Below are 22,333 nucleotides of genomic sequence, written 5' to 3'. Positions count from 1 at the left end.
GGCCAGAACGAAGGCGTTGAGCAGCGCGAAGCCCTGCTGGTAGGTGAGCAAATCCTCGTTGAAGATGATCGCCTTATGGAGAGACAGCAGGGTGAGGATCACCCAGAGGTAGAGGAAGATCGCAAGGAGCCGCTTTCCCTCCTCGACCGCCCCCGCCCGCAATCGCGCCAGTTTTTCCGTCACCATGATGCGCCCCGAGGCCTCTCGTCTTCCAGCAACGCCCGCCTTTATGCAGCCTTCGGGCCCGGCGAGGGAAGTCGCCTGCCCGAAGGCCGCGCCGGATTGACCCTGCGCCGCGAATTTGCGAACCGGAGGGCCGAAGGCCGGCAGGCCGCCGGCTCAGTTCCTTCAAGAGCGTTCCCGAGGCCCCCATGATCCCGCGCTATTCCCGACCCGAAATGACGACGATCTGGGAGCCGCAGACGCGCTTTCGCATCTGGTTCGAGATCGAGGCCTATGCCTGCGACGCTCTCGCCGAGCTCGGCGTCATCCCGAAGGAAAGCGCCAGGAACATCTGGGACAAGGCGGATTTCGTCAAATTCGACGTGGCGCGCATCGACGAGATCGAGCGCGTGACCAAGCACGACGTCATCGCCTTCCTCACCCATCTCGCCGAATTCATCGGGCCGGACTCGCGCTTCGTGCATCAGGGCATGACGTCGTCCGACGTGCTCGACACCTGCCTCGCTGTGCAGCTCGCCCGCGCCGCCGATCTGCTCGTCGCCGACGTCGACGCCCTGCTCGCCGCGATCAAGAAGCGCGCCTTCGAGCACAAATTCACGCCGACCATCGGCCGCTCGCACGGCATCCACGCCGAACCCACCACTTTCGGCCTCAAGATGGCGCAGGCCTATGCGGAATTTACCCGCGCCCGCGAGCGCCTCGTCCAGGCCCGTAAGGAAGTTGCCACCTGCGCGATTTCGGGCGCCGTCGGCACCTTCGCCAATATCGACCCCCGCGTCGAGGAATATGTCGCGCACAAGATGGGCCTCGTCCCGGAGCCGGTGTCGACCCAGGTCATTCCGCGCGACCGCCATGCGGCCTTCTTCGCGACGCTCGCCGTCGTCGCCTCTTCGGTGGAGCGCCTCGCCACCGAAATCCGCCATCTCCAGCGCACCGAGGTGCTGGAGGCCGAGGAATATTTCTCGGCCGGCCAGAAGGGCTCCTCGGCCATGCCGCACAAGCGCAATCCGGTGCTCACCGAAAATCTGACCGGCCTCGCCCGCCTCGTGCGCGGCATGGCGTTTCCGGCGATGGAAAATGTGGCGCTCTGGCACGAGCGCGACATCTCCCATTCCTCGGTGGAGCGCATGATCGGCCCGGACGCCACGGTGACGCTCGATTTCGCGCTCGCGCGGCTCACCGGCGTGATCGAGAACCTGCTCGTCTATCCCGAGAACATGCAGAAGAATCTCGACCGGCTCGGCGGGCTCGTGCATTCCCAGCGCGTCCTGCTGGCGTTGACGCAAAAGGGCGTCTCTCGCGAGGACGCCTACGCCATGGTGCAAAGGAACGCCATGCCGGTCTGGCGCGGCGAGGGGGACTTCCGCACGCTGCTGGGCCAGGACCCGGACGTCAGCGCAAAACTCTCGCCCGCCGAGCTCGACGAGCTTTTCGACCTCTCCTACCACTTCAAGCATGTGGACACGGTCTTCCGCCGCGTCTTCGGCGCGGCGTAAGGGGCGCGCTACTCGTCGCCGGTCAGATTCGGCCCCCACCTCTTCTTGCGCATGAGCAGGGCGTGGGCGTCGATTTCGGTATAGCCGAGGCGCACCTCCTGGCCGAAGGCGACGAGCGCCATGGTGAACAGCGCCATGGCGACGATGAACAGAAAGCCCGCGCCATATTCGTGACGGACGCGGGCGAAGGCCGCGACGAATCCGAGAATGACCAGAAGGCTGGTGACGACGCAGCTCGCGACGCCCCAATAGATCGAGCGGTGCAGCAGCATCGCGCGGCGGCGCAGGACCGGGAGCTCGGCTCTGTGCTGATCGCGCGCGTCGTCGTCCCCGCGCGCGGCGAGTTCGCGCGAATGGTCGACGAGGCGATCGAGGCGCGAGATGAGGACGCTGAGCAATTGCGCCTCGGCGGCGAGCAGAAAAGCAGGTCCCGTGACCTGCGAGATGACGTTGGAGAGCTGTTCGATCGAGGGGGTCTGAAGGTCGAAGGACATGGCGGCCGTGGACTGGGGGACAGGCGCGGCCATGATATACTGGTCCTCTCGGTCGCGCTATTTTCGGCGACGAGCGGCGGCGCCCGCATTTTTCTTTCAAAGCGGGCCTCAAAGCTTTAAACAGCCCCCATGATCTGGCTCGTTTTCGCTCTTCTCACCGGCGCCGCCGTCATGGCGGTGCTCGCGCCCCTCGCCATGCGGGGCGAGGCCAGGGACGCCAGCGCCGCCGACATCGCCTTCTTCGAGGAGCAGATCGCCGAAATCGAGCGCGAGCGCGACGAGGGGCGTCTCGATCCCGCCGAGGCCGAGGCCGCCCGGACCGAAGCCGCGCGGCGCCTGCTGCGCGCCGAGGCCGCTCCGAAGACCGGATCGGCCGGCTCCCGCAAGGCGGCGCTGATCGCCGCGCTCGCCGCCATCGTCGCCATTCCCTCCGTCGCCCTCCCGATCTATTTGCGACTCGGCAAGTCGGCGCTGCCGGACATGCCGCTGGCCGCGCGTCTCGACGCCGCGCCCGAAAAGGGCGATCTCGCCGGCGCCGTGGCGCGCATCGAGCATCATTTGCGCGAGCATCCCGAGGACGGCCGCGGCTATGAGGTCGTCGCCCCCTATTATCTGCGCACCGGCCAGGGCGAGGCGGCGATCAGCGCCTATGAACAGGCCCTGAAGCTGCTCGGGGCGACGGCCGAGCGTCATCTGGCGCTGGGCCAGGCGCGCATGATCGTCGCGCAGGGCCAAGTGACGGCCGAGGCGCGAAAGGAGTTCGAGGCGGCGCTCGCCCTCGATCCCGCCCTTCCCGCCGCCCGCTTCTATCTGGGCGTCGCCGCCGAACAGGCCGGCGAAAAGGACCGGGCCATCGACATCTTTTCGAAGATGGAGGCAGAGGCGCCGGCGGACGCGCCCTATCTCTCCGCCGTCAGACAGCGTCTCGCGACGCTGCGCGGCGAGGGGGAGGCCCCCGAGTCGCCCTTCGCGCAAGCGCCGCAGGCGCCCTTGGCGCAAGCGCCGCAGGCGCCCTTGGCCCAGGCGCCGCGGGCCCCCATGGCGCCCATGGCGCAAGCGCCAGGCGGCGAGCAGGGCAAGGCCATCGCCGCCATGCCGGCGGATCAGCGCGAGGCGATGATCCGCAGCATGGTGGACCGGCTCGCCACGCGGCTCGAGACCAAGGGCGACGACGTCGAGGGCTGGCTGCGGCTCATCCGCGCCTACAGCGTCCTCTCCGAGTCCGAAAAGGCCAGGAAGGCCGTGGCCGACGCGCGCAAGGCGCTCGCCGGCAAGGAAGCCGAGGTCGCCCGCATCGAGGCGCTGGCGAGGGAATTGGACATCGGGGGATAATCCCTCGAACGGCCCGCTCGCGGCCCTCCTCCGCGCGGCGGAAGAGGGGCGGGGCGAGGAAATCAGGCGACGTGAAGCATGACGCGAAAAGGCAAGAGACTGACGCTGATCATCGGGGCGCTGGCGGCGCTCGGCCTCGCCGCCGGCCTCATCCTGTTTGCGCTGCGCGACAATATCGTCTTCTTCTACACGCCCTCGGAACTCGCCCAGAAGCAGGTCGCGCCCGGCGCGCGGCTGCGCATCGGCGGGCTGGTCAAGGAAGGCAGCGTCGTCAGGAAAGGGCGTGACATTTCCTTCGCCGTCACTGACCGGACGAAGGATCTCGACGTGACCTATACGGGCCTGCTGCCCGATCTCTTCCGCGAGGGGCAGGGCGTCGTCGTCGATGGCCAGTTGCAGCCGGGCGGCGCCTTCAGGGCCGACAGCGTTCTCGCCAAGCACGACGAACGCTACATGCCGCGCGACGTGGCCGACGCCCTCAAGAAGCAGGGCGTTTGGCAGGGAGAAAAGAAGTGACTCTTTGCGTAATTGGCCGGGGCAGGCCCGGCCATGACGCGGGAGACGGCGCCACTCGATGGGGCAACCGCTCATGATCGTCGAAACCGGACATTACGCCCTCGTTCTCGCCCTGGCTCTGGCGCTCATGCAGTTCGCCGTGCCCTTCGCCGGCGCGCGCCTCGACGACGCGGGGCTGATGCGGGTAGCGCGCCCGACGGCGATCGCACAGTTCCTCTTCGTCGCGCTCGCCTATGGCGCGCTCACCTACGCGCATGTCGTCTCCGACTTCTCGCTCGTGAACGTCATCGAGAATTCGCACTCGCTGAAGCCGTTCATCTACAAAATCTCCGGCGTGTGGGGGAATCACGAAGGCTCCATGCTCCTGTGGGTGCTGGTGCTCTCGCTCTGCGGCGCCCTGATCGCGATTTTCGCTTCGTCCATGCCGGACAGGCTCCGCGCCGACGCGCTTTCCGTGCAGGGCCTGCTCGGCGCGGCCTTCCTGCTGTTCATCCTGCTCACCTCCAATCCCTTCGCGCGCGTCGATCAGCCGCCGTGGGAGGGACGCGACCTCAACCCGATCCTTCAGGACCCCGGCCTCGCGATCCACCCGCCGCTGCTCTATCTCGGCTATGTCGGCTTCTCGATCGTCTTCTCCTTCGCGGCGGCGGCGCTGATCGGCGGGCGCATCGACGCCGCCTGGGCGCGCTTCGCGCGGCCGTGGACGCTCTTTGCCTGGGTGGCGCTGACGCTCGGCATCGCCATGGGCTCCTACTGGGCCTATTACACGCTCGGCTGGGGCGGCTTCTGGTTCTGGGACCCGGTCGAGAACGCCTCGCTCATGCCCTGGATCGCCGGCACGGCGCTCATCCACAGCGCGGCGGTGATGGAGAAGCGCGAGGCCCTCAAGGTCTGGACGATCTTCCTGTCGATCCTGGCCTTTTCGCTCTCGCTGCTCGGCACCTTCCTGGTGCGTTCGGGCGTGCTCACCTCCGTGCACGCCTTCGCCAGCGATCCCGATCGCGGCGTCTTCATCCTCGGCATTCTGGTCTTCTTCATCGGCGGCGCGCTGGCGCTCTTCGCCCTGCGGGCGGGGGCGCTGCCGGTCGGCGGGCTGTTCTCGCCGATCTCGCGCGAGGGCGCGCTCGTCGTGAACAATCTGCTGCTCTCGGCCGCCTGCGCGACGGTCGTCGTCGGCACGCTCTATCCGCTGGCGCTCGAGGCGCTCACCGGCGAGAAGATTTCGGTCGGCCCGCCCTTCTTCAACACGGTGCTGATCCCGATCGCCCTTCCGCTCGCCGTGCTCATGCCCATTGGCCAGATGCTCGCCTGGAAGCGCGGCGACCTGCCGGCGGCGCTCCAGCGCCTGCGCGCCACCTTCGCCGTCGGCGTGCTGGGGGCGGCGGCCTTTGGCGCTCTCTACGGGACGCCCTTCCTCTCCATCGTCACGGCGGGCCTCGCCCTTTATCTCGTCGTCGGCGGCGTGAGCGACATCGCCCAGCGCGCCGCCTTCCGCGCGTCCTCGGCGGGCGCCGTCTTCTCCCGGCTGCGCGGCCTGCCGCTCTCGGCCTGGGGCACGTCGATTTCCCACGCCGGCATGGGGCTGACGCTTCTCGGCCTCGCCGCGACGGGCTGGGGCGTCGAGACCATCGTCGCCATGAAGCCCGGCGATTTCTACGACGTCGGCCCCTACAAGCTCGCCATCGAAGCCATCGCTCCGCGCAACGGGCCGAATTATTCGGAGATTTACGCGCAGATGGCCGTGCGCGCGGGCGACAGGACGCTCGCCGAGATCGAGCCGGCCAAGCGGTTCTATCAGGCGCGCAAGATGCAGCGATCCGAGGCCGGCATCGTGACGCTGGGCCTGGGGCAGGTTTACGCCGCGATCGGCGACTCCCATCCCGACGGGACGATCGACGCGCGGCTCTACTGGAAACCGCTCGTGACCTTGATCTGGATCGGCGCGCTGGTCATGGCGTTCGGCGGCGCCTGCTCCCTCGCCGACCGGCGCTTGAGAATCGGCGTGGCGCGCCGCGCCCCGGCCGCGGCGATGCCGGAGGCGGCGGAATGAGGCGGAAGACCGAAACCTTTTCCGTCCGGCGCGTCGCGCTCGCGCTCACCGTCAGCCTCGCGCTCGCCCCCGCCTTCGCCGTCACGCCGGGCGAGATGCTGCCCGATCCGGCCATGGAGGCGCGGGCCCGCGCCATCACCAGCGAATTGCGCTGCCTCGTCTGTCAGAATCAGTCGGTCGACGATTCCGACGCGTCGCTCGCCAGGGACTTGCGCGTTCTCGTGCGCGAGAAGCTCAAGGAGGGCCTGAGCGACGCGCAGGTGAAGGACTATGTCCATTCCCGCTACGGCGATTTCGTGCTGCTGCGCCCGCCGTTGAAAGTCGAGACGATCCTGCTCTGGACCGCGCCGCTCTTCGCGCTGCTGGCCGGGGCTGCGGCCGTCTTCGTCGCCGCCCGCCGGCGCGCCATCCCGGCCGGACCCGCCGGCCTCACGGCTGAGGAGCGCGCGCGGCTCAAGGCGCTCGGCGTCGCCGACGAGGTCGACGAGACGCGCCCCCTATGAAACCGGGCCGCGCTGCAATATAGGGGGCGGCAGCATTTTTGAGCCGCCCGCGCGGCGCGAAGCGAAAGAAGCGGAACATGGCCGAACATTCCACGCCCCATTTCCACAATACGCCCGGCGTCGCCGAGATTCGCGTGGGCGCGAAGGAATTCATGTGCATCGGCGCACTGCCGCCCTTCGACCATCCGCATGTCTATATCGACATGGGCGCCGATACGCAGGCGGTCTGCCCCTATTGCTCGACGCTTTTCGTCTATGACGCCACGCTCCATGGCGGCGCCGAGCCCAAGGAATGCGTCTACCACGCCGAAGAGCCGGCCTGATATCGGCCGCCCCGGCGTGAGCGCCCCCCTCGTCATCGCGGGCGCCGGCATCGGCGGATTGAGCGCGGCCCTTGCGCTGGCCCGCGCCGGCCGGCGCGTCCTGCTTCTCGAGCGGGCGCCGAAAATCGAGGAGGTCGGCGCCGGCCTCCAGATCGCGCCCAACGCCGGCCGAATTCTCGCCGGCCTCGGCCTCGAGGAGGAGCTGCGCGCCGTGGCGCTGGAGCCCGCGGCGATCAACGTCCGGCGCGGTCATGACGGCGCGGTTCTGGCGCGGCTCGATCTCGCCGGGACCCGCGCGCGCTACGGCGCCCCTTTCCGCGTCTATCATCGCGGCGATCTTCAGCAGGTCCTGTTGCAGGCCGCGGACGACGAGCCGGCGATCGAGATTCGCACGGGCGCGCGCGTCGGCGATTTCGAGGACTGCGACGGGGCCGTGCGCCTGCGCGTCCATGCGGGAGAGGGCGTCGAGGAAATCGCGGCGGCCGGGCTCGTCGGCGCCGACGGGCAACGCTCGGCGGTGCGCGGCCATCTGCTGCCGACCGAGCGCGACGCGCCCGTCTATTCGGGCCTCACCGCCTGGCGCGCCCTCGTGCCGGCCGAAAGCGCCCCCGCCGCGCTGCGGGCGCGCGAAAGCAATCTGTGGATGCTGACGGGCGCCCATGTCGTCCATTATCCGCTGCGCGGCGGCGAGATCGTCAATGTCGTCGTGATCGTCGCGACGCCGCGCCAGGACGATCAGGCGGCGGTCCTTTCGCTCGACGGCGCGGCGCTCGCGCGCGCGCTGCACGGCCGCCGGCCGGCCCCGATGCTCTCCGCCCTGATCGAGGCCGGGGCGGTCTGGCGTCACTGGCCGCTCTTTGCGCGGCCGCCGCTTTCGAGATGGAGCCGGGGCGCCGTGACGCTTCTGGGCGACGCCGCCCATCCCATGGTCCCCTTTCTGGCCCAGGGCGCGGCCCAGGCGATCGAAGACGCCGAGGCGCTCGGCCGCGCCTTCCTGACCCTCGGGGCGAGCGTCGAGACCGCGTTTTCGGCCTATGAAAAGAGCCGCATCGACCGCGCCTCGCGCGTGGTGCGCGCCTCCCGGCGGCAGGGAGATTATTTCCACCTCGGCGGCCTCGGCGCCGTCGGCCGCGATCTCGCCATTCGCGCGCTCGGCGGGCGCGGTATGCTCGCCCGCAACGACTGGCTTTACCGTCAGCCCCGTGGCCAAAGCGCAACATAGGGAGAGGAGTCGTGATTTTCGCGCCATAGTCAGTAGCGCGGCGCCGCGCGGCTTGTTAGGAATTTGTCAAGAAATCTGAAACGGGGCTGTAATCCTTGCGATTCGGGGCGATACATCTGGCCTGCGGCGCCGCCTGGCTTGGCTTCGCCGGCGCGACAGCCGCCGCCGAGCTGACCCCGCCGCCCAAGACGGACGCCAAGGGCTGGATCGTCACGGTCAGCGCCATCGGCGCGGTGACGCCGAGCTTCCCCGGTTCGGGCCAGATGCGGCCTTATCCCTTTCCCTCGGTCTCCTTCCGCCGGGTGGGCGAGCCGGAGAGCTTCTCGACGCCCGACGAAGGCTTCGGCCTCGATCTCCTCGATCTCGGCTATATGAAAGCCGGACCGGTGGCGAATTTCGTGTTCCAGCGCGGCCAGCGGGACGGGCTTTTCGGCATGCGCCGCATCGGCTTGACGCATGAGATCGGCGGCTTCGTCGAACTCTATCCCGTCGACCATTTCCGCGTCCGCGCCGAGATGCGGCAGGGCATCGACGGCCACAAGGGCTTCGTCGCCGCCTTTTACGCCGACGCCTATCAGAACTTCGGGCCAATCCGGCTTTCGGTCGGGCTGCGGCTGAATTTCGGCGACAACACCTACGCCAACGCCTATTATTCGGTGACGCCGCTGGAGGCGATGCTGAACGGCCGGCTCACGCCCTATTGGGCCACGGGCGGCTTCACCGCCGCGGGCGGTATGGCCACGGTGCGCTACGACATCAACGAACTGACCAACGTCTCGATCTATGGCGGCGGCCAGCGCCTGCTCGGCAGCGTCGGCGCGAGCCCCATCCCGAATGTGATCGGCTCCCGCAGCCAGTTCACCGCGGGCCTCGCCGTCTCGCGCTCCTTCGTCGTCGACCCGAGCGACTATCTGCCCGACCTGCCGCAACTGCCGAAGGTCTTCTGAGGGGCGCGCGCCTCCCCTGTCTTTCCAATTTTCGCCGCATCCGCGCCACAGGACTTGACGCCCGGCCGGCCCGTTAACCAGCAACGCGCCGGGGCGTTAACGGCCGCCACCTCGAAGTCCATCCCGAGAAAAGCGAGAGGCCGCCCCAAGGCCGCGGTCTCTCTGACAAAACCGTTCAGAATCATGCCGTTACGAAGTAAGCATCGCATTTTAGCTATTTCATTCGCTGAAAATTATACTTACGAGAGATCGCCGCATTTCTGAATCGATCTGCGTAAAATGCGGCGGAATTACTTTCAAGGACGGCAAAAGGAGAAATCTATTCTCGCCTCATCGAATGGAGGCGGGCAATGCGTCGCGTGGTCGTCAACTGGCTTGTGGCTCTCGGACTCTGCAGCGCGGCTCTCGTCGGCCAGACGACGGCGGGCGTCGCCGGCGCGGACTTGTCGAGCTTCGCGACGCTCGGGTCCGAGACGAGCGTGCCCTATGGCTGGGTCGATTTCTGCAGCCGTTATCGCGGCGAATGCCCCGAGGAGACGACGGCGCCGCGCGATGTCGACCTCACCGCGGCGGCCCTGCGCCAGATCGCCCGGATCAACGGCTTTGTAAACAAGACCATCGACCCCGTGACCGACAAGGATCATTGGGCGGCCGTCGACGCCTGGGACTATCCCACGGACGGAAAAGGCGATTGCGAGGACTATGCGCTGCTCAAGCGCCGGATGCTGATGGAGGCGGGCTTCCCGCGCGAGGCCCTGCTCATGACGGTCGTGAAGGAAAAGAATGGCGACGGCCATTCCGTTCTGACGATCCGCACCAATCGCGGCGAGTTCGTCCTCGACAATCTCACTGACGCGGTAAAGCCCTGGACGCAGACGCCCTACCGTTTCGTCAAGCGCCAGTCCCAGGAAAACCCCAATGTCTGGGTCGCGATCGGCGCGCCGACGACAGCGCCCGCCTATGTCTCGAACGAACGCTAGAGGGCGCTTGCGGCGGCGCTGAACCGGGAGCGGAGCCAAGTATAGTTTCTTACTCGACAAGCCTGCCCGCGACGGGGCGCCGGCTCCGCCGTAAACCATAAGTTAAGAACTTCTTAACGCGGACCTTGGCAAAGCCGCCCTACTCGTTAAAGCTTTCTTAACGACGGGTTCGCGGGCGAAGGTTGCGTTAAGATGTGTGTTGCGCGTCAGTTCTCCAGGGTTCTGCTTCTCGGCCTCTTCGCCGTGAGCCTCTCGCCTCTCGCCGCCGCCGCCGGCGTCCGCCTTCCCGCCTCGTCTCTCTCGCCGCTCGGGCCGGAGACCAGCGTGCCCTTCGGCTGGGTGGATTTCTGCCAGCGCTACAGCGGCGAATGTGACGAGGCGCAGAGCGCCCCGGAGACGATCGAGCTGACGCCGGCCGCGCTCCAGAGGATCGAGACGATCAATGCGAAGGTGAACGCCAGGGTCGATCCCGTCGCCGACGCCGACCATGCGGGCGTTCCCGACGCCTGGGACTATCCCGACGACGACAAGGGCGATTGCGAGGACTATGCGCTGCTCAAGCGTCGCCTGCTGATGGAGGCGGGCTTCCCCCGCGCCGCCCTGCTCATGACCGTGGTGAAGGACGCGCATGGCGACGGCCACGCCGTGCTCATGGCGCGCACCAGCCGCGGCGATTTCGTGCTCGACAATCTCACCGACGAGGTGAAGCCCTGGACGCGCACGGCCTACCGCTTCGTGAAGCGCCAGTCACAGGAAAACCCGAATATGTGGGTGTCGATCGGCGCGCCGGTCAGCGCGCCGATGTATGTGGCGAAATGAGCCCTCAGGGCGCGATCTCGACGAGGCCCTTCAGGTAGCGCCCGGCGTTTTCCACATAATGCCGCGCCGATTCGAGATGGCTCGCGCGCGACTCGTCGCCGAGTTGGCGCACGACCTTGGCGGGTGAGCCGACGATCAGCGAATTGTCGGGATATTCCTTGCCGCCCGTCACCAGCGCATTGGCGCCGACGAGGCAGTTCCTGCCGATCTTGGCGCCGTTCAGAATGGTCGCGCCCATGCCGATCAGGCTGCCTTCGCCGATCGTGCAGCCATGCAGGATGACATTGTGGCCGATGGTGCAGTCCGGCCCGATGTCGAGCGGAAAGCCCATGTCGGTGTGCAGGATGCTGTTGTCCTGAATATTGGTGCGCGCGCCGATCGTGATCCATTCGTTGTCGCCGCGCAAAACGCAGTTGAACCACACATTGGCGTCTTCCGCGAGCTCGACCCGGCCGATGAGATGCGCGCCGGGCGCAACGAAATAACGCCCCGGCTGGGGCAGGCGCGGCGCGACGCCGTCGAGCGTGTAAAGCGGCATTTTCAGGATTCTCCTTGCATATGTCCGGCGCGACATTGCCATTTCTCGCGGCGCGAGCGAAAGGGGGCTCGCGCAAGGCGACGGCCGCTACAAAGCGGCCGAGCCAAGCGGCGCCTTGACGTCGCGCTCCTGGTCAAATTCGCCTGATGGCGAAAAACGTATATAAACAGCCATGCGCGCCGCGCATCCCGTCAGGCGCCGGCAAATGATCGTGGAATCTGCCGCTGACGCGACGCGCCGGCGAATCGGAGGAAGAGGACCTGAACGGCGGTTTGCGGGATCGGATGCGGCTCGCCGGCGCTTTCGCCGCGAAGACTTTCGCGCGCCGCGCGAGCGCGCCTTATCACATCGTGAAATCCATGGCGATCGCGCCGCCGGAGCGGCTGCGAATCGCGCCCCCCGACATTCGCACCGCCGATCCGACTGTCGCCGACGAGATCTATGCGGGATATTTTTCTTTCGCCGGCAAGACGGCGCAAAGCTATGGCGCGTCTCCCTTCGCGCTGACGCCGCCCTCTCCCGCCTGGCGCCGGGCGCTCACGGGCTTCTCCTGGCTGCGGCATCTGCGCTCGGCCGACAAGGCGCTGGCGCAGGCGAACGCTCGGGCGCTCGTCGCGGAATTTCTCGCGATCCGCAAACTCGCGCCCGACGATCCGGCGCTCGAGCCCGCCGTCGCCGCGCGCCGGCTCATGTCGTTTTTCGCGCAGTCGCCCGTGTTGCTCGACGGCGCGGAGCCGGAATTCTACGACGCCTTCATGCAGTCCCTGGCGCAGGGCGCGCGGCTGTTGTGGCGGGCGCTTGCCACCGGTCAGGCCGAGGGCGCCGACCGCGCCTTTTGCGCCATTGCGCTCGCCGAGTTCGCCGTCTGCGCCGACACTGGCCGCAAGATCGCGCCGCAGGTCTCGCGCCTGCTTTCAGCCGAGCTCGAGCGCCAGATTTTGCCCGATGGCGGCCATATCAGCCGCAATCCGCAGGTCGCGGTCGATCTTCTGCTCGATCTCTTGCCCCTGCGGCAGGTTCTCGACGCCCGCGGCCTTCAGCGGCCTTCAGCCCTGCGCGCCATCGACCGCATGATGCCGGCCTTGCGCATGATGCAGCATGGCGACGGCGCGCTGGCGCTGTTCAACGGGATGGGCGTGACCGAGCTCGACCGCGTCGCCAATGTTCTCGCCAATGAGGATACGCGCGGCGCGCCGCCGCTGAAGGCGCCCTATTCGGGCTATCAGCGCCTCGTCGCGCGCGACGCGGTGGCGATCGTCGACGCCGGCGCGCCGCCGCCGCCGGAATTTTCCCGAAGCGCCCACGCCGGCTGTCTCTCCTTCGAATATTCGCTCGGCGTCGAGCATGTCGTGGTGAATTGCGGCGCCCCCGCGCCGCCGCACGAGGAGCTGCGCGAGGTGGCGCGCGCCACGGCGGCCCATTCCACGCTCGTGATCGACGACCGCTCCTCCGCCCGCGTGGCTGCAAAAGATGCGCGCGCGGGCCGGATCGTCGCGGGGCCGCGGCAAGTGGAGGCGGAGCGGCGCGAGGCGCCCGCCGGCGTGACGCTCTTGCTGTCGCACGACGGCTATGCGCGCGACTTCGGCCTTCTCCACACCCGCGAGATCATGCTCGCCGCAGATGCGGGTTCGCTCTCCGGCTGCGACCGGCTGCGCGCCGCAAATGGCGGCGGCAGGGCGGGGGACGCCGAATTCGCGGTGCGCTTCCACCTCCACCCGCGCGTGCGCGCGACGGCGCTGGGCGAGGCGGTGGAAGTGGCGCTGGCGAGCGGCGAGACGCTCATTTTCGAGGCCGACGGCGCCTTTCCGCAGCTCGAGGAAAGCATATTTTTCGCCGCGTCCGGCGGGGCGCGCAAATGCGTCCAGATCGTGCTGCGCGGAAAGGCCGCGCCCGGCGCCGAGGTCAGCTGGTCCTTCCAGCGGGTCTGAGGCGTTCCGCCGCCTGCGGATGTGTGATAAGCGCGGCCAATTACAAGGGAGGATTCGAGCACATGCCGGTGGATCAGCGTAAAGTCGCGCGGGCGCTTCTCTCCGTCTCCGACAAGACGGGCCTCGTCGAATTCGCGCGCGCGCTCGCCGGCCATGGCGTCGAGCTGGTCTCGACGGGCGGCACGCGCAAGGCGCTCGCGGATGCGGGCCTGGCCGTCAAGGACATTTCCGACCTCACCCATTTTCCCGAGATGATGGACGGAAGGCTCAAGACGCTGCACCCGAAAGTACATGGCGGCCTGCTGGCGATCCGCGAGAATCCCGAGCACGAGGCGGCGATGCTCGCGCATGACATCGCCCCGATCGACCTGCTCGTCGTCAATCTCTATCCCTTCGAGGCCACGCTCGCGAAGGGTGCGCCCTTTGACGAATGCGTCGAAAATATCGACATCGGCGGCCCGGCGATGATCCGCGCGGCCTCCAAGAACCACGACGACGTCGCCGTGGTGGTCGACCCGTCGGATTACGCCGCCATCGTCGACGAGATGACGGCGACGGGCGGCGCGACGCTCATCGCCACGCGCCGGCGCCTCGCGCAGAAAGCTTTCGCGCGCACCGCCGCCTATGACGCGGCGATCTCGAACTGGCTCGCGCAGCATCTGGGCGAGGCGTCGCCGCCCGTGCGCGCCTTTGGCGGCCGGCTGGCCGAGCCCATGCGCTACGGCGAGAACCCGCATCAGGCGGCGGGTTTCTATCTCACCGGCGAGGCGCGGCCCGGCGTCGCCACGGCGCGGCAGGCGCAGGGCAAGCAGCTCTCCTACAACAATGTCAACGACACGGACGCGGCCTTTGAATGCGTCGCGGAGTTCGATCCGGCGCGCACGGCCGCCGTCGTCATCGTCAAGCACGCCAATCCCTGCGGCGTGGCGGAAGGCGCGTCGCTCGAAGAGGCGTACCGCAAGGCGCTGCGCTGCGACCCCGTCTCCGCCTTCGGCGGCATCGTCGCGACGAATCGCAGGCTCGACGCCGCGGCCGCGCGCGAGATCGTGAAGGTCTTCACCGAGGTCATCATCGCGCCGGACGCCGACGACGAGGCAGCGGCGATCGTGGCCGCCAAGAAGAATCTGCGCCTGCTGCTGACCGGCGGCCTGCCGGACCCGCGCGCCTCGGGGCTCGTGTTTCGCAGCGTGGGGGGCGGTTTCCTCGCGCAGTCGCGCGACAACGCCGTCGTCGACGACATGGCGCTGACGGTCGTGACGAAGCGCGCGCCGACCGAGCGCGAGCTTGCCGATCTGAAATTCGCCTATCGCGTCGTGAAGCATGTGAAGTCCAACGCGATCGTTTACGCCAAGGACCTCGCGACGGTCGGCATTGGCGCGGGGCAGATGTCGCGCGTCGACAGTTCGCGCACCGCCGCTCACAAGGCGGGCGAGGCGGCGCAGGCGGCGGGTCTCGCCGAGAGCCTCGCCAAGGGCTCGGTCGTCGCCTCCGACGCCTTCTTTCCCTTCCCCGACGGCCTGCTCGCGGCGGCGGCGGCAGGAGCGACCGCCGTCATTCAGCCCGGCGGCTCGGTCAACGACAAGGACGTGATCGCCGCCGCCGACGAACAGGGCCTCGCCATGGTGTTTACGGGCGTGCGGCACTTCCGTCATTAGGCGCGTTCCGCCGAAGGGGAGACCGGTTCGGCGGCAGAAAGCGCGGCGAAACAAGAGGCTGGAGCCTTTTCCGATCAGTTCCATCGGACCGGAAAAGGCTCTAGCGCAGGCATACCGGTTCCGGCTAAGGTGTTTTGGAGATTGTATTCTTTCTGGAGTTCGCCATGCGCCGCGCGGTTCGATTGTCTCTTTGTGTCGCTCTGGTCTCGGCGTTTGCCGGCGGAGACGCCGCGCTCGCGAAATCCCGCAAGCCGGCGCCGGCCCCGCAAGGGGCCGTGTCGCAGGATCCGAACGCCATTCCGCTTCCCAAGGATCTGACCACCAACAAGGACTGGCTCGACGACGGCGCGGGCAATCCGGCGAGCGGGACGCTCAAGCCGAACGCGCAGAACAACGACAATTATTTCCTCGAGCAGCGCGGCGGTTACGATCCGACCTGGTACACCGAAAACGGCAGCATCATGGATAACGGGACCGTCCCCGGCTGGTAAGGGAATCCAGCCTCGATCATTGCAAGGGGTGGCCGCGCTGGGTGCAGACGAGCGCGGCGCTCACGCCGCGCTTTGCGCCAGAAGCTTCTGCTGATGGTCGGTCAGCAGCGCGTCGATGATTTCATCGAACTCGCCTTCCATCACGCGGTCGAGCTTGTAGAGCGTCAGATTGATGCGGTGGTCCGTGACGCGCCCTTGCGGAAAATTATAGGTGCGGATGCGCTCGGAACGATCGCCCGAGCCGACCTGGCTCTTGCGGTCGTCGGAGCGCTCCTGATCGAGACGGCTGCGCTCGGCGTCGTAGAGGCGTGAACGAAGAAGAGTCATCGCCTTCGCCTTGTTGCGGTGCTGCGAACGCTCCTCCTGCATCATCACGACGATGCCGCTCGGGATATGGGTGATGCGGATCGCCGATTCCGTCTTGTTGACGTGCTGGCCGCCCGCGCCGCCCGAGCGCATCGTCTCGATGTTGAGGTCCTTGTCGTCGATGGTGATGTCGACGTCCTCCGCCTGCGGCAGCACCGCGACCGTCGCGGCGGAGGTGTGGATGCGCCCCTGCGTCTCTGTCGCGGGCACGCGCTGCACGCGATGGACGCCGGACTCGAATTTCAGGCGCCCATAGACGCCGCGCCCCTGAATCTCGGCGACGATTTCCTTGAAGCCGCCGAGCGCGCCGGGGCTCTCCGAGACGAGTTCGACGCGCCAGCCCTTCAGCGCGGCGTATTTCTGATAGGCGCGGAAGAGATCGCCGGCGAACAGCGCCGCCTCGTCGCCGCCCGTGCCGGCGCGCACTTCGAGAATGACGCCCTTTTCATCCGCCTCGTCCTTCGGCAGCAGGGCGAATTGCAGCGCCTTTTCGGTCGCCTCGCGCCGTTCGCGCGCCTCGTCGATCTCGGCTTGGGCGAGGGCGCGCATGTCGGGATCGAGCCCGCCGTCGGCGAGCATGGCGTCGAGATCCTCGACCTCGCGCTCGGCGGCGCGATGGGCGCGGATCGCCTCCACCACCTCGTCGAGGCTCGCGCGCTCGCGCGAGAGGGCGACAAAGGCCTGCCCATCGGCGCCGCTGGCGAGTTTCTCGCCGATTTCCTCATAGCGGCGCATGATGAGGTCGAGCTTGTCTTGTGCGAACATCTTGATCTTTTGAGAGAGGATAAAGGGGCGCGGCTTTTTTGGGCGGCAAGAAAGCGCCGCTACAAGGGCACGCCGCGCGCCAGCGCATAGTCGCGCAGCTTGTCGCGCAGCGAGGGCGCGCCGTCATTGGCCGCGAGCAGCGTCGCGAGATAGACCTGCGCCTCGTCGAGATCGAGGCTCAGGATCATCGACTTCACCGGGCCGATGGCAGAGGGCGACATGGAAAGCGAGCGGTAGCCGAGCGCGAGCAGGGCGAGCGCCTCGAGCGGCCGTCCGCCCATCTCGCCGCACAGCGTCACCGGCGTTCCGGCGCGCTTCCCCGTATCGGCGATGCGCTCCAGCGCGCGCAGCACGGGGGGCGAGAGATTGTCGTAGCGTTTCGACACGCGCGTATTGTCGCGGTCGGCGGCGTACATGTACTGGACCAGGTCGTTCGAGCCGACCGAGAGGAAATCGGCGCGCTCGGCGATGAGATCGAGCTCCCACAAAAGCGAGGGCACTTCCACCATGGCGCCGAGCCGGAGCGTTTGCGGCTCGGGATGGCGATGGCGCCTCAGATGCTCGAGCTCGCGCAGGGCGATGGACTTGGCCGCCTCGAACTCCGCGACATTGGCGATCATGGGAAACATGATGCGCAATTCGCGGCCCGCGCCCGCCTTCAGCATGGCGCGCAACTGCATCCGCAGCAGGCCCGGCCGGTCGAGGCCGATGCGGATCGCGCGCCAGCCCAGCGCCGGGTTTTCCTCGTCGATCTTCGCCATGTAGGGAAGAATCTTGTCCGAGCCGATATCGAGCGTGCGGAAGGTCACGGGACGATCCGGCACGGCGTCGAAGACGCCCCGGTAGAAGCGATATTGCTCGTCCATGCGCGGAAAGCGCGAGGCCAGCATGAATTGCAGCTCGGTGCGGAAGAGGCCGATCGATTGCGCGCCGGTCTCGTGCACATGCGGCACGTCGATGGCGAGCCCCGCATTCATGTGCAGGGCGATTTCGACGCCGTCCTTGGTCACGGCGGGCACGTCGCGCAGCCGGGCGTATTGCTCCTGGCGCCGCGCGCGCAGCCGCGCCTTCTCGGCATAGGCGCTCTGCACGTCGGGCTGCGGCCGCACATGCACTTCGCCCGTCGAACCGTCGACGATGATCGGGTCGCCCGTCTCGACGAGATCGATGATCCCCGGCACGAGGCCCACGGTCGCGACGCCGAGCGCGCGGGCGACGATGGCGACATGGCTCGACGGGCCGCCCTCCTCGAGCACGAGGCCGCGCAGCCGCGCGCGGTCGTAGTCGAGCAGCGCCGCCGGCCCCATGGTGCGGGCGACGATGATGGCGTTCTCCGGCACGCTGTCGCGGTCGGCGACGTAGCTTTGGCCGGTGAGCTGGTGCAGGAGCCGGTTGGCGATGTCGTCGAGATCGTGCAGCCGGTCGCGCAGATAGGGGTCGGTCTGGCGCTGCATGCGGGCGCGGGCGTCGCTTTGCACGCGCTCCACCGCGGCTTCCGCCGTCAGGCCGGATTTCACCGCCTCGCGCAGGCGGCGCACCCAGCCGCGGTCATAGGCGACCATGCGCACGGTTTCGAGCACGTCGCGATGTTCGCCCACGCCCATGCGGTCGCCATGGGCGACGAGCTCGTCGATCGACGCGCGCATGGCGTCGACCGCCTGCTCCAGACGAACGAGCTCGCGCGAGAGATCCTCGGCGACGAGCTGCTTCACGACGACGCGCGGCTCGTGCAGCAGCACATGGCCGAGGCCGACGCCCTCGCACATGGGGGCGCCCCTGAGCGTCGCGGGGCGGTAGAGGGCGAGGTCGCGCGGGTCCTCGATCGCCTGCAGCTCGCCCGAGGCGATGAGTTCGGCGAGCAGCATCGCCGTCGTCTGCAGCGCCTCGACTTCCTCCTCGGAATAGACGCGCCGGACCTTGTTCTGCACGACGAGGACGCCGAGCGTCGAGCCGCCGCGCAGGATCGGCACGCCCAGGAAGGAGTGATAGGCCTCTTCGCCCGTTTCCGGCTTGTAGGCAAAGGCGGGGTGATCCTGCGCCTCGGAAAGCGCCAGCGGTTCGGCGCTGCGGGCGATGAGGCCGACGAGGCCCTCGCCGGCGTGCATGGTCGTCTGGTGGACGGCCTCGCGGTTCAGGCCCTCGGTCGCATAGAGCTCGAGGCGCTGATCGGCGCGCAGCACGTAAACGGAGCAGACCTCGGCGACCATGTTGGCGGCGATCTGCACGACGATCTTGTCGAGACGCGCCTGCGCGCTCACCGACTCCGCGCTGATCTCGCGCAGCCGGCGCAGCAGAAGGCGGGGACCGCCGAGAGCGCTACGCATGCTCAATTCATTCCCATCCACAAGGCGACGCCCGCGGCCGGACCGTCGCGAAACCGCCGTTCGCCCTTTTTCGGGAAATCCGCGCGCGCCGCGCTGCTACGTCTACAAGGGTATATTGGCCGCCTTCGCCATTCGCAAGCGCGGCCGACCTTCCCTCGCAAGGAGCATACCGCATTTTCCCCGGTTTGAATCCGGCTTGCGGAAGAGGCTGGGAGGCACTAGTGCTTTAGGGTGAGAGCGCGCCTCCGGGCCCGGCAGGGCGGGGGTGGGCGGCCCGAGGAACCAGGGCCTCGGGCAAGTTGAGCGCCATGGGCTTCATTTTCGCCCAGCCTTTGTCGCGACCTGGCCGCGATCCGCGATTAGTGAACGCCTCCCGAGGAAGAGAAGAGCCGGCCCGCAGGCCGCAGCCGAGAAGAGAATGTGCGTCTTCAAAAGCTTCTGATCGCCCTTTTCGCCCTTCTGGCGATGACGACCGCGGCTTACTGCGTTGAATCGGTGCGCGTGCCGCAGGGCGCCCATGCGATCGACCTGACCCACGTCGTCGAAAAGCATTCCTCGCAGAGCGACCGGCTGCAGGTCTCGACCGCGCCGGGCTCGGACGGCATCGTGCGCCGCATCGAGGTCGGCGCCCGCGAGGCGGGCAGCCGTCCGAACTGGATCGTCTTCGCGCTGACGAACGATACGGACGAGCAGATCGAGCGCCTGCTCGTCGCCCCGCATTTCCGGCTCCAGGGCTCCGGCGTCATTTGGCCCGACCTCGGCTCGACCCGCATCTCCGCCATCACGGCGAGCCAGGGCTTCCCGCCCGAGGCCGAGGATTCCGCCGACGCCGACGTGTTCCGCCTCACCCTCGACCCCGGAACGACGGTCACCTATGTGGCCGAGCTGCGCACGCCGAACCTCCCGCAGCTCTATCTGTGGGAGCCCGAGGCCTATAAGGACAAGGTGACGAGCCTCACCCTCTACAAGGGCATCGTCATTGGCATTGCGGGCCTGCTCGCGCTCTTCCTCACCATCGTCTTCGTGGTGAAGGGGGCGGTGATCTTTCCCGCGGCGGCGGCGCTGGCCTGGGCGGTGCTCGCCTATGTCTGCATCGACTTCGGTTTCTGGGACAAGATCTTCGGTTCGGACGCCAATGCCGATCGCGTCTGGCGCGCGGGGGCCGAGACGGTGCTCTCGGCGACCCTTGTCGTCTTCCTCTTCGCCTATCTCAATCTCGCGCGCTGGCATGTGCGCGCCTGGCATGTCGCGGCGCTGTGGCTGCTGATCCTGCTCGATCTCGTGGGTCTCGCGCTCTTCGACGCGCCGGTCGCGGCCGGCGTCGCCCGCATTTCGCTCGCGACCATCGCCGTGGTCGGCTTCGTGCTGGTGCTCTATCTCGCCTCGCACGGCTTCGAGCGGGCGATCATGCTGATCCCCACCTGGTTCCTGCTCGTCGTCTGGGTGGCGACCGCGGGTTTCGCCGTCGCGGGCTGGATGACGAACGACCTCGTCTCGCCCGCGCTCGTCGGCGGCCTGGTGCTCATCGTCATGCTGATCGGCTTCACGGTGATGCAAAACGCCTTTGCAACAGGCGGATTGTCGCAAGGCGCGATCGGCGACGTGGAGCGCAAGGCGCTGGCCATGACCGGCGCCAATGAGATCGTCTTCGACTGGGACGTGCCGGCCGACCATATCTATGTGAGCCCGGAGGCCGAGGCGGCGCTCGGCCTCGACCGCGGCGGGCTCGAGGGCGCCGCCTCCTCCTGGCTCGATCTGCTGCATCCTTTCGAGCAGGACCGCTACCGCGCCTGTCTCGACGCGCTGCTGGAGCAGCGCCGGGGGCGGATCAATCAGGAGTTTCGCCTGCGCGCGGCCGACGGTCATTATCTTTGCTACCGGCTCAGGGCGCGGCCCGTCGTCGGCCCCGACGGAGAGGTGATCCGCGTCGTCGGCACGCTGACCGACGTCACCGATGAGCGTAACGCCCAGGAGCGCCTGCTCCACGACGCCGTCCACGATAATCTGACCGGCCTGCCCAACCGGGAGCTGTTCTTCGACCGGCTCGAGGCGGCGCTCGTCTTTGCGCGCATGGAGAAGGACGTGCGCCCGACGGCGCTCGTCATCGACATCGACCGTTTCCGCCAGATCAACGAGCAGGTCGGCGTCGCCATGGGCGACAGCATCCTGCTGACCGTCGCGCACCGCCTCACGCGCCTTCTGCAACCGCAGGACACGCTCGCGCGTCTCAACGGCGACACTTTCGCGATCATCCTCGTGTCCGAGACCCATCCGGATCATGTGATCACGCTCGCCGACTCGGTCCGCCGGTCGCTCGCGACGCCGGTGCGCTTCGCGGATCGCGAGATCGCGCTTTTCGCCTCGATCGGCATCGCGCTCTACGATCAGCAGGTGCATCCCGGCGCGAGCGACATGCTCGACGACGCCGAGATCGCCATGCGCTTCGCCAAGCGCACGGGCGGCAACCGCATCGAGGTGTTCCGCCCCTCCATGCGCGTGCAGCGGTCGGACCGGGTGACGCTCGAAGCCGACATGCGCCGGGCGCTGGAGCGCGGCGAGGTGAAGGTCTTCTTCCAGCCGATCGTGCGGCTCGAGGATCGCACCATTGCGGGCTTCGAGTCGCTCCTGCGCTGGGACCATCCGCGGCTCGGCCGTCTGGAGCCGGCGCAGTTCGTGCCCGTCGCCGAGCAGACGGGGCTCATCGTCGATTTTGGCCTGCTGGCGCTCGAGCGGTCGGCGCGCGAACTCGCCGCCTGGCAGCGGGCGCTCGCCGTCGATCCGCCGATCTTCGCCTCGGTCAACGTCTCATCGCGCCAGTTGCTGCGCCACGATCTGCTGCGCGACGTGAAAAGCGTGCTGATGCGCCACAATGTCGTCAAGGGCAGCCTCAAGCTCGAGCTCTCCGAGGGGCTCGTGATGGAGAACCCGGAATATGCCGCGCAGATGCTCGCGCGGGTGAAGGAACTCGGCGCCGGCCTCGTGCTCGACGATTTCGGCACGGGCTATTCCTCGCTCGCCTATCTGCAACGCTTCCCCTTCGACACGATCAAGATCGACCGCTCCTTCGTGAAGCAGAGCGGCAAGGGCGCCCGTCCCGTCATTCTGCGCTCGCTCATCGCGCTGGCGCAGGACCTCGGCATGGATGTCGTGGCGGAGGGCGCCGAGACCGAGGCCGACGCCATCGAGCTCTATCAACTCGGCTGCGGCTATGCGCAGGGCTACGCCTTCGGGCGCCCGATCAGCGCGCAGGAAGCAAGGCGCCTCGTCGGCGCGGCGCCGGAGGCGGCGTAGGCTCTCGCCGAAAGGCCCCGCGCGCGATAGGCTGCGGCTGACTGCTTCGTTTCTCCCGTCATTGCGAGCGAAGCGAAGCAATGCGCGGGCGGCGTCGACGCTGCGGCGCC

The 22,333-nt window shown here is 67.9% G+C and carries 18 protein-coding genes; 14 read left to right on the top strand and 4 right to left on the bottom strand.

Going from position 1 to position 22,333, the window contains the following annotated elements:
- The first annotated feature begins 371 nt into the window (after window positions 1-371).
- A complete protein-coding gene (gene purB, locus WOC76_RS17605; RefSeq protein ID WP_341104998.1) occupies window positions 372-1,679 on the top strand; it encodes an adenylosuccinate lyase in 1,308 nt (435 codons plus the stop codon).
- Between the two features lie 8 nt (window positions 1,680-1,687).
- Here the strand turns inward: purB and WOC76_RS17600 are convergent, their stop codons facing one another.
- Window positions 1,688-2,206: a DUF2721 domain-containing protein gene (locus WOC76_RS17600; RefSeq protein WP_341105000.1), complete on the bottom strand. Its 519-nt coding sequence runs from the start codon at window positions 2,204-2,206 to the stop codon at window positions 1,688-1,690.
- 96 nt (window positions 2,207-2,302) lie between these two features.
- Here WOC76_RS17600 and ccmI point away from each other — a divergent pair, with 96 nt between their 5' ends.
- From ccmI to WOC76_RS17555, 9 genes are all read left to right on the top strand, one after another.
- Window positions 2,303-3,505 (top strand): c-type cytochrome biogenesis protein CcmI, encoded by a 1,203-nt coding sequence (ccmI, locus tag WOC76_RS17595; RefSeq protein ID WP_341105002.1) that lies wholly within the window; start codon window positions 2,303-2,305, stop codon window positions 3,503-3,505.
- Between the two features lie 78 nt (window positions 3,506-3,583).
- Entirely contained in the window at window positions 3,584-4,021 is a 438-nt protein-coding gene (ccmE, locus tag WOC76_RS17590) for a cytochrome c maturation protein CcmE (RefSeq protein WP_341105004.1), read from the top strand.
- Window positions 4,022-4,094: 73 nt separating this feature from the next.
- Complete coding sequence (locus WOC76_RS17585; protein WP_341108728.1) at window positions 4,095-6,071, top strand: heme lyase CcmF/NrfE family subunit; 1,977 nt, start codon at window positions 4,095-4,097, stop codon at window positions 6,069-6,071.
- The gene (locus tag WOC76_RS17580; RefSeq protein WP_341105005.1) at window positions 6,068-6,574 is read left to right on the top strand and encodes a cytochrome c-type biogenesis protein; all 507 of its coding nucleotides are present in this window, start codon (window positions 6,068-6,070) and stop codon (window positions 6,572-6,574) included. The genes WOC76_RS17585 and WOC76_RS17580 overlap by 4 nt, the downstream gene beginning before the upstream one ends.
- Before the next feature lie 77 nt (window positions 6,575-6,651).
- Complete coding sequence (locus tag WOC76_RS17575; RefSeq protein ID WP_341105006.1) at window positions 6,652-6,897, top strand: zinc-finger domain-containing protein; 246 nt, start codon at window positions 6,652-6,654, stop codon at window positions 6,895-6,897.
- A 16-nt stretch (window positions 6,898-6,913) separates the two neighbouring features.
- Complete coding sequence (locus WOC76_RS17570; protein ID WP_341431520.1) at window positions 6,914-8,119, top strand: FAD-dependent monooxygenase; 1,206 nt, start codon at window positions 6,914-6,916, stop codon at window positions 8,117-8,119.
- Window positions 8,120-8,214: 95 nt separating this feature from the next.
- A complete protein-coding gene (locus WOC76_RS17565) occupies window positions 8,215-9,066 on the top strand; it encodes a MipA/OmpV family protein (protein ID WP_341105009.1) in 852 nt (283 codons plus the stop codon).
- Window positions 9,067-9,416: 350 nt separating this feature from the next.
- The gene (locus tag WOC76_RS17560; RefSeq protein ID WP_341105011.1) at window positions 9,417-10,046 is read left to right on the top strand and encodes a transglutaminase-like cysteine peptidase; all 630 of its coding nucleotides are present in this window, start codon (window positions 9,417-9,419) and stop codon (window positions 10,044-10,046) included.
- A gap of 192 nt (window positions 10,047-10,238) precedes the next feature.
- Window positions 10,239-10,865: a transglutaminase-like cysteine peptidase gene (locus WOC76_RS17555; protein WP_341105013.1), complete on the top strand. Its 627-nt coding sequence runs from the start codon at window positions 10,239-10,241 to the stop codon at window positions 10,863-10,865.
- 4 nt (window positions 10,866-10,869) lie between these two features.
- Here WOC76_RS17555 and WOC76_RS17550 read toward each other — a convergent pair whose 3' ends face one another.
- Window positions 10,870-11,403, bottom strand: coding sequence for a gamma carbonic anhydrase family protein (locus WOC76_RS17550; RefSeq protein ID WP_341105014.1), 534 nt, complete (start codon window positions 11,401-11,403; stop codon window positions 10,870-10,872).
- Between the two features lie 284 nt (window positions 11,404-11,687).
- Here WOC76_RS17550 and WOC76_RS17545 point away from each other — a divergent pair, with 284 nt between their 5' ends.
- From WOC76_RS17545 to WOC76_RS17535, 3 genes are all read left to right on the top strand, one after another.
- Complete coding sequence (locus WOC76_RS17545; protein WP_341105016.1) at window positions 11,688-13,331, top strand: heparinase II/III family protein; 1,644 nt, start codon at window positions 11,688-11,690, stop codon at window positions 13,329-13,331.
- 62 nt (window positions 13,332-13,393) lie between these two features.
- Window positions 13,394-14,986, top strand: a complete 1,593-nt coding sequence (gene purH, locus WOC76_RS17540; RefSeq protein ID WP_341105018.1) for a bifunctional phosphoribosylaminoimidazolecarboxamide formyltransferase/IMP cyclohydrolase — start codon at window positions 13,394-13,396, stop codon at window positions 14,984-14,986.
- Window positions 14,987-15,150: 164 nt separating this feature from the next.
- Window positions 15,151-15,477, top strand: coding sequence for a cellulose-binding protein (locus WOC76_RS17535; protein ID WP_341105021.1), 327 nt, complete (start codon window positions 15,151-15,153; stop codon window positions 15,475-15,477).
- A 60-nt stretch (window positions 15,478-15,537) separates the two neighbouring features.
- Here the strand turns inward: WOC76_RS17535 and prfA are convergent, their stop codons facing one another.
- Both prfA and ptsP read right to left on the bottom strand, forming a co-directional pair.
- On the bottom strand, window positions 15,538-16,614 hold the full coding sequence (gene prfA, locus WOC76_RS17530; RefSeq protein ID WP_445928476.1) for a peptide chain release factor 1: 1,077 nt from the start codon (window positions 16,612-16,614) through the stop codon (window positions 15,538-15,540).
- A 53-nt stretch (window positions 16,615-16,667) separates the two neighbouring features.
- Complete coding sequence (gene ptsP / locus WOC76_RS17525) at window positions 16,668-18,932, bottom strand: phosphoenolpyruvate--protein phosphotransferase (RefSeq protein WP_341105025.1); 2,265 nt, start codon at window positions 18,930-18,932, stop codon at window positions 16,668-16,670.
- 465 nt (window positions 18,933-19,397) lie between these two features.
- On the opposite strand from ptsP, the gene WOC76_RS17520 reads away from it, so the two are divergent.
- The gene (locus WOC76_RS17520) at window positions 19,398-22,223 is read left to right on the top strand and encodes an EAL domain-containing protein (RefSeq protein ID WP_445730667.1); all 2,826 of its coding nucleotides are present in this window, start codon (window positions 19,398-19,400) and stop codon (window positions 22,221-22,223) included.
- Window positions 22,224-22,333 lie beyond the last annotated feature (110 nt).

It is taken from the genome of Methylocystis sp. IM3 (assembly GCF_038070105.1).
Classification (GTDB): domain Bacteria; phylum Pseudomonadota; class Alphaproteobacteria; order Rhizobiales; family Beijerinckiaceae; genus Methylocystis.
This window is presented reverse-complemented; position numbering and strand designations above follow the sequence as displayed.